Genomic DNA, 11,653 nt, shown 5'->3' on the forward strand with positions numbered 1-11,653 from the left:
ACATGGGTGAGAGCCCCCGGCGCGAAGGCCCGCCGGGCCGCCAGCAGGCCGTAGCCGATGAGGAAGGCCGCACCGCCGTAGCGGGCGACGAGCACCACGTCGGGGTGGGCGGCGATCAGCGCGCCGAACCCGGCGATTCCGGCGAAGATCAGCACCAGATCGGAGACGGTGCACAGGGCTACCACCGGCAGCACGTGCTCGCCGCGGATGCCCTGCCGCAGCACGAAGGCGTTCTGGGCGCCGATCGCCGCGATGAGGGCCATCGTGGTGGCGAATCCACTGAGCACGACGAGGTGGGCGGCGTTCACACCGGAAACGCTAGGGATGGCCGGTCAAACAGTACAGCTAATATTTCTTACTGTGCATTAGTGATACTGATGTGAGAGGACGCCGGGCCGGGTGACCGAACAGCGTTGTCGGCACGCCGGATTCGGCTAGACGATCTTGCGCACCACGGTCCCGGGCGGATACTCCAGCACCAGCGGGTTGCCCTGCTGGTCCACCTGGGTGGAGGTGAGCGCGACCCGGTGGTATTCGCCGGCACCCATCGGCTGGACGACCTCGGTGCTCGCCACGTGGAAGGCGGCGGCGCGCGGGTCGTCCTCGTCGGTGACCGCGAGTGCGTCCCCGGCCCGGACGTCGTCGATGGTGACCTCGACGATCTGGAACTCCTCGGCCATGAAATCGAGTCTAGGAGGATTGTCCGGTATCCCGCAGAGCGCGGACCTTGGCCGGGGGCCGCGGAGCACTCGGCGTAACGTGCTCAACCGTGATCGACATCGCACTGGACGAGATGCGCGACTGGTTCGGATTCGGCGTGGCGGGGAACTTCGCCGGGCACCTGGAGCAGGCGGGTGAGGCCGTCGACTTCGTCAACGTCGCCTCCGAGGGCGTCGCCCCCAAGGGCATCTTCCCCTGGTACGCGCCGGGGGTGGACTCATTCCTGAGCGAGTTCCCGCTGTCCAACGACGCCATCGTGCTGCCCGATCAGACCGACGGCCCGCTGAACCTGCAGATCGAACCCGAGGTCGGGCTGGCCTGCCACGTCGTGTGGGACGGCGACACCGTGGTCACGCTGCAACCGTTCGCGCTGGGGGCGTTCAACGACTGCTCGATCAGACGGCCCGGCGCGCCCAAGATCAGCTACAAGAAGAACTGGGGACCGGCCTCCAAAGGGGTGGCCGGCTCGTTCTTCGACATCAGCGACCTCACCCCCGACGGCCCCACCGCAACCCTGCGGCTGGTCTGCTACCTGCGCAGCGACGGCGAGGAGCACGAGTACGGCGTCGACAGCCCGCTGATCGGCTACTCGTACTACGGCGAGGTGCTGCTCGACTGGATCGTCGAGCGGTTGGCGAATCAGAAGGGATCCGCCGACACCCCGCTGGAGGACGTCGGAGCGTTGATGGTGGCCAGCGGGCATCCGTCGAAGGTGCTGATCGGGATCGGCGCCACCCGCTACACCGCGCTGGGCGAGTCGACGTTCCTCAAACCCGGCGACCAGGCGGTGGTGCGGGTCTACGACACCGCCGGTGACGGGTACTCCGAACTGAACCAACTCGTGTCCTGACCGACCGAACCGTCGGCTTCACGGTATCCGTTTCGGTTAGGATGACCGTCGACATGAGCAACGAGAACAACGACGGTTCGGTAACCGGACAGCGCGCCCTGGTCCTGGGCGCCAGCGGCAATGTCGGTGCATGTGTGACCCGCCAGCTCGTCAAGGGCGGCGCGGACGTCCGTGTGCTGCTGCGAAAAACCAGCTCGACCAAGGGAATCGAAGGCTATGACGTCGACCGGCGCTACGGCGACCCCTTCGATCCCGAGACCGTGGCGGCCGCGATGGCCGACCGCGATGTCGTCTACTACTGCATCGTCGACACCCGGGCCGAGTTGCGCGACCCCGGGCCGCTGTTCGCGACCAACGTCGAAGGGCTTCGCAAGGTCCTCGACGCCGCGGTCGGAGCCGGCCTGCAGCGGTTCGTCTTCCTGAGCACGATCGGCACGATCGCGGTGGGTCACAACGGCGCCAGCGTCGATGAGGACACACCGTTCAACTGGGCTGACCGGGCCGGTGGCTACATCGAATCACGCCGCGCCGCAGAAGAACTCGTCCTCTCCTACGCGGCCGAGCGCGGGTTGCCGGCCGTCGTGGCCAACGTGTCCAACCCGTACGGCCCGCCGGACTGGCAGCCTCGCCAGGGGATCTTCGTGCAGATGGCCGCGCTCGGCAGGATGCCCTTCTACATCCGCGGGATCGGCTCCGAGGTCGTCGGCATCGACGACGCCGCCGACGCCATGCTGCTGGCCAGCCGCCGCGGCCGGGTCGGCCAGCGGTACATCATCTCGGACCGGTTCATGACGCATCAGGATCTGGTCACCACCGCAGCCGAGGCGGTCGGCGCGCGGCCGCCGCGCCTGGGCATCCCGATGTCGGTGGTGCACGGCGTCGGCCGGGTGGGCGACTCCGCCGCCGCGATGCTGGGCCGTGACATGCCGCTGAGCAAGCAGGGCGCCTTTCTGCTCGCGCACACCTCGCCGGCCAGCCACGCCAAGGCCACCCGCGAACTGGGCTGGCAGCCGCAGCCCACGGAGCACTTCATCGCACGGGCCGCGGAGAACTACGTGAGCAGAGCCGCGTCGGTGTGACGCCCCGACCTGGGGGATGACCGCTTTTTCGCCGTCCGCTGATTCGGACCCGGAATTTCTCGATGAATCCCGGCCTTTCATCAGGTGCTGCCGAAGGGGTGGCTACGTGATCGAGGAGGCCCGATGCCCGAGTGTCGACCGAGCGCCCAGTTCAACGTCGTGACGGTGCGCCGCCTGCTGGCCATGGCCGGGGTGGGAGGCGCGCTGGCGGCCGGCCTCATCGGCACCGGGGGTGCCACCGCGCAGGCCGCCCCCTCATCGTGTCCCGATGTCGAGGTGGTGTTCGCCCGCGGAACCGCAGAACCAGCCGGCACCGGTCGCGTCGGCCAGGCGTTCGTCGACGCGCTCCAGGACAACCTCGGTGGCCGCACCGTGGGTGTGTACGCCGTGAACTATCCGGCGTCGTACGACTTCCTGCAGTCCGCACCGTTGGGCGCAGGCGACGCGAGCGCACACGTCCAGGCGGTGTCGGCGACCTGCCCGGCCACCGACATCGTGCTGGGCGGCTACTCACAGGGCGCCGCTGTGGTGGACCTGATCACCGCGGATCCGGCCTCGACATTCGGTTTCGGCCAGCCGATGCCCGCCGCCGTCGCCGAGCACGTCTCCGCGGTGGCGGTGTTCGGCAACCCGTCGGAGCGGATCGGTCAGCCGCTGAGCGCGATCAGCCCGCTCTACGGCGCCAAGACCCTCGACCTGTGCAACGGCGCCGACCCGGTCTGCTCGAACGGCGACGACCGCGGCGCGCACAGCCGCTACGTGGAAGCGGGGCTGGCCGAGCAGGCCGCCGACTTCGTCGCAGCCAGGATCGGCGCCGGCCCGGCGGGCGCACCGGTCATCAACGCGTCAGGTGGCCTCGGCTGACGCGCGTCCACACAGCGTGCACCATGGACACGTGACCACCCATCGCGCCGACGACGCCGCGCTCACCGAACTGACACTGGCGGAGAAGGTGGCGCTGACCAGCGGCCGCAACTTCTGGTTCACCGAACCCGTTGAACGGGTGGGCATTCCCGCGGTCATGCTCACCGACGGCCCGCACGGCCTGCGCAAGCAGCGCGCCGGGGCGGACCATCTGGGTATCGGTGACAGCGTGCCCGCCACCTGCTTCCCGCCGGCGGTCGCGCTCGGTTCGGCCTGGGACGTCGGCCTCGCCGAACGCGTGGGCGCCGCCCTGGGGGCCGAGGCCGCCGCCGAGGACGTCGCGGTCGTTCTCGGTCCAGGGCTGAACATCAAGCGTTCGCCGTTGTGCGGGCGCAATTTCGAGTACCTCTCCGAGGACCCGGTCGTCTCCGGAGTGCTCGCGGCGGCCCTCGTCACCGGCATTCAGTCCCAGGGCGTCGGTGCCTCGCCCAAGCACTTCGCGGTCAACAACCAGGAGCACGACCGGATGCGGGTCAGTGCCGACGTCGACCCCCGTCCGCTGCGCGAGATCTACCTGCGCGGCTTCCAGCACGTCGTCGAGCAGGCCGACCCGTGGACGATCATGTGCTCCTACAACCGCATCAACGGCATCCACGCGGCGGAGAACCGGTGGCTGCTGACCACCGTGCTGCGTGACGAATGGGGGTTCGACGGGCTCGTCGTCTCGGACTGGGGTGCGGTCAACGAGCGGGTCGCGGCGCTGGTCGCGGGGCTGGACCTGGAGATGCCGGGCTCGGGTGGCACATCCGACGGGCAGATTCTCGATGCCGTGCACACCGGGGTGCTGGACCCGCAGATCCTCGACCGGGCGGCGCACCGAGTGCTGCGGCTCGTCGACCGGTCGCGATCCGACCGTCGCCCGGTCGCAACTGCATTCGACGCCGACGCTCACCATGAGCTGGCGCGCGAGGCCGCGGGCCGGTCCATCGTGCTGCTCAAGAACGACGACGCGGTGCTTCCGTTGCCGAAGCAGGCGCGTATCGCCGTGGTCGGCGCGTTGGCCGGCGAGCCGCGCTACCAGGGTGCCGGTTCGTCGGTCATCAATCCGACCCGCTTGGACATCCCGATCGACGAGATGCGGTCGCTGGCAACCGGCGAGGTGTCCTTCTCGCCGGGCTACCGCATCGCGGCCGATGTACCCGAGGACGAGTCCGCGCAGCTGCGGGCCGAGGCCGTGCACGCCGCGGCGGGCGCCGACGTCGCCGTCGTGTTCCTCGGACTGCCGGCGCGCTACGAATCCGAGGGCTACGACCGCGACGACATCGACCTCCCCGCAACGCAGTTGGAGCTGCTCGGTGAGGTGGTCGCGGCCAACCCGCGCACTGTCGTCGTGTTGTCGAACGGGGGCGTGGTGGCGCTGCCGTTCGCGGCGGAGGTCCCGGCCCTCGTCGAGTCCTGGCTGCTCGGTCAGGGCGGCGGACGCGCCATCGCCGACATGCTGTTCGGCGAGGTGAACCCGTCGGCCAAACTCACCGAGACGATTCCGCTGCGACTCGCCGACACCCCGGCCTATCTTGACCACCCCGGCGAGTTCGGCCACGTGCGCTACGGCGAGGGGCTGTTCGTCGGGTACCGCTGGTACGACGCACGTCAACTCGACGTCGCGTTCCCCTTCGGTCACGGAATGTCCTACACCACATTCGAATACGGCAAAGCCTCGGCGATGCTCACCGGCGACGGCGACATCGAGGTTCGGGTGTCGGTGACCAACACCGGAACGAGGCCGGGCCACGAGGTCGTCCAGGTGTACACCGCCCTGCCGGGCAGCGTGGTGTCCCGGCCGCCGCGCGAGCTCAAGTCCTTCGCCACGCTGTGGCTCGACACTGGCCAGACCGGGCACGTGCGCCTGACGGTACGCCGCAAAGACCTGGCCTACTGGGATGTCCGGGGCGACTCGTGGATCGTCGAAGCGGGGAGCTACACGGTCGACGTGGGCGCATCGAGCCGCGACATCCGGACGTCGGTGCAGGTCGAGGTCGACGGTGATCACCTCGAGGTGCCGCTGACCCGGATGTCGTCGCTGGCCGAGGTGCTGGCCCACCCCGTCGCCGGCCCCGTCGTGGCAGCGCAGCTGGCCGAGCAGATGTCCGGTGCCGGTGGCGCGGATGCGCTCATGCCCGACGGCGTCGACCTGGCCCGGATGCTGGACTCCTTCCCGATCGGCAAGGTCGGCATGCTGGCCGCGGCCACCGGCGCGGCCGTCGACCCGGCGATGATCGACGAACTGCTGGCCTCGGCCAACGACCCGAACCCCGGCGGCCCCGGGTCGGGCGGCTGACCATCGATCGTTCGTGGCGGTCAGCGACGCTCCGCGATCGCGGCGACGGACGCGCTGATCGACCCGCGCAGCGTCTCGTCGTCCACCTCGTCGAGTTCCAGCGCGCGTTGCAGGAACGGGCGGAACAGATACCACCCGAGTTGCAGCGCACTGATGTTGGCGGCGGCCAGGCGTGCGTCGAGGTCCTCATCGAAGTTCGGCTGGATTCTGTCCAGTAGCAGGGCCAGGTTCGGAAAGCTCGACTGCAGTTCCCCGACGGAATAGCCGTCCAGAATCGCGCGGGCCATGACCCGGGCGTGTCTGGTCAGTGCCTGCTCGACCTCGGCACCCGGCGCCTTCGCCGTGATCAGCGCGGTGACCTGCCCGGCCAGGTGGTCGAGTACCGCGCCGACGAGATTGTCCTTGGTGCCGAAATGCCGAAACACCAGGCCGTGATTGACTTTCGAACGAGTGGCGACCTCGCGGATCGAGGTCGCCGCCGGCCCTTTCTCGGCGAAGAGGTCGGAGGCGGCCGCCAGGACCGCCGCGGCGACCTCGTCTTTTCCGAACGGTGCCGGGGTCGCTTTCCCCGCCGATTTTGTAGCCATATGGCTACGGTAGCCAACAGGTCTCACAATCCCAGCGTGCGACGCCCCACCTCGATGAGTTCGCGGCCGAGGGTTTCGTCGTCGAGGTTGTGCGGCGCCGTCGAGGCCGCGCCGGCAAGGCCGGTCAGCACGACCGCGGCGCTGATCGATCCGCCGGGAGTCGGCTGGGTCGCGGTCAACAGGGCCAGTTGGCGGTCGATCACCGTCGACCAGTCGGGTTGATTGCGCAGCACCGCGCGCACGCTCGGGTCGAAGATCGTGATGCCCGCGAGAGCCCGGTTGGCGGCGACGACGGCGGCGTAGCCGGTCAGCATCGCCTCGGCGCGGGCTTTGGTGCCGCGGGTGGCCTCGGCCCGATCGACCGCCGCGCCGACCTCGGCCAGGATCGGGGCCATCAATGCGAGCAGGAGCTGTTCGCGGGTGCGGAAGTGGTAGTAGATCGCGGCCTTGGTCAGCCCCAGTTCGTCGGCGATCATCTGCAGCGATGTCCCGGCGAAGCCGTACTGACCGAACAGACCCAGTGCCGCGTCCAGCAATCGCCGTCGGGTGGTCGCCGGCCAGCCGGCGGCGCCGATCGAATCCGTGGTCATCTCACCTCCGGTCCACGAGCTTGTTCCGAAGCCCTCTGCCGACCAAGAATTGCTGTACTTTACGACCGGCAAGATATTACTTTACGAATAGCAAGAACAAATGCCGGCAGCACCGAGGGCGGCTGCAGAAGGGAGTCCCCCCCGGTTCCTGCGGGTGAACCTCTACGGCGTCCTGCACTGCATCCGCGCGGTGTTGCCCGCGATGATCGACAACCGATGGGGCCGGATCATCACCATCGTCTCCGATGGGGGACGGATCGGAGATCCGAACTCCGCGGCGTATGCCGCCGCGAAGGCCGGCGCGGCGGGGCTGACGAGGTCGATCGCGCTGGAGAACGGCCGGCACGGGATCGCCGCGAACAACATCGCGTTGGGCACCATGCGCACACCGATGACCGAACCGCTCTGGGCCGAGCCGGACTCCCCGCAGGCCAAGGCGATACTGCAGAGCTACGTGCTGCGCCGCCCCGGGACCCCTGACGACGCGGCAGGCATGGCGGTGCTGCTGGCCAGTGAGTACGGGTCGTGGATCACCGGGCAGACGATCCCGGTCAACGGTGGCTTTTCGTTTGCGCTGTAGGGCGATCCGGTGCCGCCGCGGCCAGGGTGGCGACGTCCGGTGCACCATCCCCATCTCATTAGCGCAGCTGATGAGATTCTCTTCCGGTTAACATGGCTGATGTGGCCGAGCATCTTGACGCCGGACAGCTGCGAGCGCTCGCCGCGGTGGTCGAGTTCGGCAGCTTCGACGCCGCCGCAGAACAGCTGCACGTGACCCCCTCAGCCATCAGCCAGCGCATCAAAGCGCTCGAGCAGCACGTCGGCCAGGTCGTCGTGCTGCGGGAGAAACCCTGTGTGGCAACCACGGCCGGGCTGCCGTTGCTGCGGCTGGCCGCCCAGCTGACACTGCTGGAATCCGAGGCGCTGGCCGAGATGCTTGGCGGCCCACCCGGGCGGCCCCGGGTCGCGCTGGCCGTCAACGCCGACTCGATGGCGACCTGGTTCACCGAGGTGTTCGAGCTGTTGCCCGACGTGCTCTTCGACGTGCGCATCGAGGATCAGGACCATTCGGCCCGGCTGCTGCGCGAGGGGGTGGTGATGGGGGCGGTGACCACCGAGCGCGTCCCGGTCGCCGGGTGCCGGGTGCAGGGGCTGGGGGTGATGCGCTACCTGCCGGTGGCATCCCGCGACTACGTCGAGCGGCACCTGCCGGCAGGATTCACCGCCGACGCGGCCGCATCCGCGCCGTCGCTGGCCTGGAACCGCGACGACGCCCTGCAGGATCAACTGCTGCGCAAAGTGTTCCGCCGGACGATCCAGCGCCCCATCCACTACATCCCCACCGCCGAGGGCTTCGGGGCCGCCGTGAAGGCCGGGTTGGGCTGGGGAATGTACCCCCAGCAGCTGATCGACGGATCGTTCGCACCGATCACCGACCAGCATCTCGACGTCCCGCTGTACTGGCAGTGCTGGAAGCTGGACTCGACCACGATCGCCGAGGTCACCGAGGCGGTCACCGGCGCCGCGGCGGGGTTGCGGCGGACCCGATGAGCACGCCAGGCAGAATTGCCCGGGTGGATGCCACGGTCAGGGTGCTGGTGCTCGGCGTGGGAATGGGTCCCCAGCACGTCACCGCCGAAGTCGCCCGGGCGCTGCGCTCGGTGGACTACGTGCTCGCGGCCGAGAAGGCCGCCGACGACCAGCTGCTCGCGCTGCGCCGCCGGATCGTGTCGGCCTACCCCGGGCCCGACGGTCCGGCCGAGGTCGTCGCCGTGCCCGACCCGGCTCGCGACCGTTCCGCCGGGCTGTCGGCCGACGGCTACCAGAGCGCAGTGGCGGACTGGCACGATGCACGCGCGGCCCAGTACGCGGACCTGCTCGCGCGCCGCGCGGGGACGGCCGCGTTCCTGGTCTGGGGCGATCCGTCGCTGTACGACTCGACGATCAGGATCCTCGACAAGATCGGCGAGCTCGGCGTGGCCGTCGACTACGAGGTGATGCCCGGGATCAGCGCACCGCAACTGCTCGCCGCCCGGCACCGGATCGTGCTGCACGAGGTCGGCCGCCCGGTGCACGTCACGACCGGCCGCCGGCTGCAGGACGCGGTGGCGGCGGGTCAGGACAACATCCTGGCGATGCTCAACCCGTCGCCGGACCGCCTGGACTTCACCGGGCTGGCCGACTGGACCCTGTGGTGGGGCGCCAACCTCGGGGCACCCGGCGAGCAACTGGTCAGCGGCCGCGTCGGCGACGTCCTGCCCACCGTCGCCGCCGCCCGCCACGCGGCCGCGGACGCTGACGGCTGGGTGATGGACGTGTTCCTGGTGAGGAAGACCTGATGGCCGGTCTGCTCGTCGCCGGCACCACCAGCGACGTGGGGAAATCCGCGGTCACCACCGGGCTGTGCAGGGCCCTGGCCCGGCGCGGGGTCAAGGTGGCGCCCTACAAGGCGCAGAACATGTCGAACAACTCCATGGTGTGCCTCGGCCCCGGCGGCACCGGAGTGGAAATCGGTCGCGCCCAATGGGTGCAGGCCGTCGCCGCACGGGCGGTGCCCGAGGCGGCGATGAACCCGGTCCTGCTCAAACCGGGCAGTGACCAGCGCAGCCACGTCGTGCTGATGGGGCGGCCCTGGGGGGAGGTGGCCTCCTCGGACTGGCTCGAGGGACGCCGGGCGCTGGCCGCTGCGGCGCACGCCGCGTTCGACGATCTGGCCTCCCGCTACGACGTGGTGATCGCCGAGGGCGCCGGCAGCCCCACCGAAATCAACTTGCGGGCAGGCGATTACGTCAATCTCGGACTTGCCCGCCACGCCGCGCTGCCCACGGTGGTGGTCGGCGACATCGACCGCGGCGGGGTGTTCGCCGCCTTCCTGGGGACCGTGGCGTTGCTGTCGCCGGCAGACCAGGCGCTGATCGCGGGCTTCGTGGTGAACAAGTTCCGCGGCGACCTCGCGCTGCTGTCGCCCGGTCTGCGCGATCTGGAACGGCTGACCGGTCGCCGCGTCTACGGCACCCTGCCCTGGCAGCCCGACGTCTGGCTGGACTCCGAGGACGCCCTGGATCTGCAGGGCCGCCGTTCGCCCCGGTCGGGAGCGCGGCGGGTGGCCGTCGTGCGGCTGCCCCGGATCAGCAACTTCACCGACGTCGACGCGCTGGGCCTGGAACCCGAGCTCGACGTCGTGTTCGCCTCGCACCCCGGCGCACTCGCCGACGCCGACCTCGTGGTGCTGCCCGGCACCAGATCGACGATCGCCGACCTGGCCTGGCTGCGGCAGCGCGGCCTGGACCGCGCGATCGCCGATCACGCCGCTGCCGGCAAGCCTGTGCTGGGTATCTGCGGGGGCTTCCAGATGCTGGGCCGTGTGATCCGTGACCCCGCCGGAGTCGAGGGAACCGTGGCCGAGGCCGCCGGCCTCGGATTGCTCGACGTCGAGACCGATTTCGTCGCCGACAAGACACTTCGGCTGCCCGAAGGGCAGTGGTCGCAGACGCCGGCGGCCGGCTACGAGATCCACCACGGCCGCATCACCCGCGCCGCCGGCGTCGAGGAGTTCCTCGGCGGCGCGCGCACCGACACGGTGTTCGGCACGATGTGGCACGGCGCCTTCGAAGGGGACGCGTTGCGTGGGGTGTTCCTGCGTGCGGCGCTGGGCATGGCGGCCTCCGGGGCTTCGTTCCCGCGGGCCCGCGAACGCCGCCTCGACCTGCTCGGCGACCTGGTCGAGGCGCACCTCGACGTCGATGCGCTGCTCGACCTCATCCGCCGCGGAGCACCGGCCGATCTGCCGTTCCTGCCGCCGGGAGCGCCGTGACCCGGATCCTGCTGCTCGGCGGCACCGCAGAGGCCAGATCGCTGGCCGCGGTGCTGACCGGAGACGGTGTCGAGGTGACGACGTCGCTGGCCGGCCGGGTCGCCGACCCCCGGCTCCCGGTCGGCGACGTGCGCATCGGGGGCTTCGGCGGCGTCGACGGGTTACGTTCGGCAGCAGCGGAATTCGACGCCATCGTGGACGCCACCCACCCGTTCGCCAAGAACATCTCGGCCAACGCCGTCGCCGCCTGCACCACCGGCGAGACCCGGCGGCCGCTGTTGCGGCTGGAACGTCCCGGCTGGTCGGACCGCGCACGCGACTCCTGGCACTGGGTCGACTCCCACGAGCAGGCCGCCGAAACGGCGGCCCGGCTGGGCCGCCGTCCGCTGCTGACCGTCGGCCGCCAGGAACTCGCGCGCTTCGTCGCCGACCTGCGCGACCACGCGGTGCTGGCTCGCGTCGTGCAGGCGCCCGACGAACCATTGCCCGAACGGTGGGCGCTGATCACCAGCCGCGGCCCCTACGCACTGCCCGGCGAACTGACGCTGCTAGCCGAGCATCAGGCCGACGTCCTGATCACCAAGGATTCGGGCGGCGAGTACACCTGGCCCAAGATGGTCGCCGCCGAACAACTGGGCGTGCCCGTGGTCATCGTCCGCCGGCCGGCCCGCTCCCCGCAGGTGCCGACGGTGCACGACATCGCCGACGCCGCGGCCTGGGTGCGTGCACTGCCGAGGTCGCCCCGATGAGGATCCTGGTCACCGGGGGCGCCCGGTCCGGCAAATCCCGGCACGCCGAGGCGCTGCTGGCC

General features: G+C 70.1%; 13 protein-coding genes. 9 read left to right on the top strand and 4 right to left on the bottom strand.

All coding sequences use genetic code 11. The annotated features are described in order from the left end of the window. Positions 1-263, bottom strand: a 263-nt coding sequence (locus ACXAID_RS23990; protein WP_475024697.1) for a LysE/ArgO family amino acid transporter, incomplete at its 3' end; no start/stop codon positions are given. Between the two features lie 171 nt (positions 264-434). Next, the gene (locus ACXAID_RS23995) at positions 435-680 is read right to left on the bottom strand and encodes a hypothetical protein (RefSeq protein WP_475024685.1); all 246 of its coding nucleotides are present in this window, start codon (positions 678-680) and stop codon (positions 435-437) included. 89 nt (positions 681-769) lie between these two features. Between ACXAID_RS23995 and ACXAID_RS24000 the strand changes: the two genes are divergently transcribed. The 4 genes from ACXAID_RS24000 (at position 770) to ACXAID_RS24015 (ending at position 5,851) form a co-directional block, all read left to right on the top strand. Further along, on the top strand, positions 770-1,570 hold the full coding sequence (locus tag ACXAID_RS24000) for a DUF5718 family protein (protein WP_475024686.1): 801 nt from the start codon (positions 770-772) through the stop codon (positions 1,568-1,570). A 53-nt stretch (positions 1,571-1,623) separates the two neighbouring features. Next, a complete protein-coding gene (locus ACXAID_RS24005) occupies positions 1,624-2,649 on the top strand; it encodes an NAD-dependent epimerase/dehydratase family protein (RefSeq protein WP_475024687.1) in 1,026 nt (341 codons plus the stop codon). A 123-nt stretch (positions 2,650-2,772) separates the two neighbouring features. Continuing rightward, positions 2,773-3,513: a cutinase family protein gene (locus ACXAID_RS24010; protein WP_475024688.1), complete on the top strand. Its 741-nt coding sequence runs from the start codon at positions 2,773-2,775 to the stop codon at positions 3,511-3,513. Between the two features lie 31 nt (positions 3,514-3,544). Continuing rightward, positions 3,545-5,851, top strand: coding sequence for a glycoside hydrolase family 3 C-terminal domain-containing protein (locus tag ACXAID_RS24015; protein ID WP_475024689.1), 2,307 nt, complete (start codon positions 3,545-3,547; stop codon positions 5,849-5,851). A gap of 20 nt (positions 5,852-5,871) precedes the next feature. Here the strand turns inward: ACXAID_RS24015 and ACXAID_RS24020 are convergent, their stop codons facing one another. Together ACXAID_RS24020 and ACXAID_RS24025 are read right to left on the bottom strand one after the other, a co-directional pair. Further along, positions 5,872-6,438: a TetR family transcriptional regulator gene (locus ACXAID_RS24020; RefSeq protein ID WP_475024690.1), complete on the bottom strand. Its 567-nt coding sequence runs from the start codon at positions 6,436-6,438 to the stop codon at positions 5,872-5,874. 23 nt (positions 6,439-6,461) lie between these two features. After that, complete coding sequence (locus ACXAID_RS24025) at positions 6,462-7,028, bottom strand: TetR/AcrR family transcriptional regulator (RefSeq protein ID WP_475024691.1); 567 nt, start codon at positions 7,026-7,028, stop codon at positions 6,462-6,464. A gap of 100 nt (positions 7,029-7,128) precedes the next feature. Between ACXAID_RS24025 and ACXAID_RS24030 the strand changes: the two genes are divergently transcribed. The 5 genes from ACXAID_RS24030 (at position 7,129) to ACXAID_RS24050 (ending at position 11,591) form a co-directional block, all read left to right on the top strand. After that, complete coding sequence (locus tag ACXAID_RS24030) at positions 7,129-7,608, top strand: SDR family NAD(P)-dependent oxidoreductase (RefSeq protein WP_475024692.1); 480 nt, start codon at positions 7,129-7,131, stop codon at positions 7,606-7,608. Between the two features lie 92 nt (positions 7,609-7,700). Next, positions 7,701-8,579 carry a LysR family transcriptional regulator ArgP gene (locus tag ACXAID_RS24035; RefSeq protein WP_475024693.1) on the top strand — a complete coding sequence of 293 codons (879 nt, stop codon included), beginning with the start codon at positions 7,701-7,703 and terminating at the stop codon, positions 8,577-8,579. Positions 8,580-8,602: 23 nt separating this feature from the next. Then, a complete protein-coding gene (gene cobF, locus ACXAID_RS24040; RefSeq protein ID WP_475024694.1) occupies positions 8,603-9,367 on the top strand; it encodes a precorrin-6A synthase (deacetylating) in 765 nt (254 codons plus the stop codon). After that, positions 9,367-10,842, top strand: coding sequence for a cobyric acid synthase (locus ACXAID_RS24045; protein ID WP_475024695.1), 1,476 nt, complete (start codon positions 9,367-9,369; stop codon positions 10,840-10,842). The genes cobF and ACXAID_RS24045 overlap by 1 nt, the downstream gene beginning before the upstream one ends. Beyond that, positions 10,839-11,591, top strand: a complete 753-nt coding sequence (locus tag ACXAID_RS24050; RefSeq protein WP_475024696.1) for a cobalt-precorrin-6A reductase — start codon at positions 10,839-10,841, stop codon at positions 11,589-11,591. The genes ACXAID_RS24045 and ACXAID_RS24050 overlap by 4 nt, the downstream gene beginning before the upstream one ends. Positions 11,592-11,653 lie beyond the last annotated feature (62 nt).

Source organism: Mycobacterium sp. ABE4_509 (assembly GCF_056160785.1).

What these genes read in the sequence shown, in the direction of transcription:
- ACXAID_RS24045 (WP_475024695.1), top strand. Translation starts at nt 9,367, where the DNA reads ATGGCCGGTCTGCTCGTCGCCGGCACCACCAGCGACGTGGGGAAATCC.
- ACXAID_RS24025 (WP_475024691.1), bottom strand. Translation starts at nt 7,028, where the DNA reads ATGACCACGGATTCGATCGGCGCCGCCGGCTGGCCGGCGACCACCCGA.
- ACXAID_RS23995 (WP_475024685.1), bottom strand. Translation starts at nt 680, where the DNA reads ATGGCCGAGGAGTTCCAGATCGTCGAGGTCACCATCGACGACGTCCGG.
- ACXAID_RS24020 (WP_475024690.1), bottom strand. Translation starts at nt 6,438, where the DNA reads ATGGCTACAAAATCGGCGGGGAAAGCGACCCCGGCACCGTTCGGAAAA.
- ACXAID_RS24035 (WP_475024693.1), top strand. Translation starts at nt 7,701, where the DNA reads ATGGCTGATGTGGCCGAGCATCTTGACGCCGGACAGCTGCGAGCGCTC.
- ACXAID_RS24005 (WP_475024687.1), top strand. Translation starts at nt 1,624, where the DNA reads ATGAGCAACGAGAACAACGACGGTTCGGTAACCGGACAGCGCGCCCTG.
- ACXAID_RS24010 (WP_475024688.1), top strand. Translation starts at nt 2,773, where the DNA reads ATGCCCGAGTGTCGACCGAGCGCCCAGTTCAACGTCGTGACGGTGCGC.
- ACXAID_RS24030 (WP_475024692.1), top strand. Translation starts at nt 7,129, where the DNA reads ATGCCGGCAGCACCGAGGGCGGCTGCAGAAGGGAGTCCCCCCCGGTTC.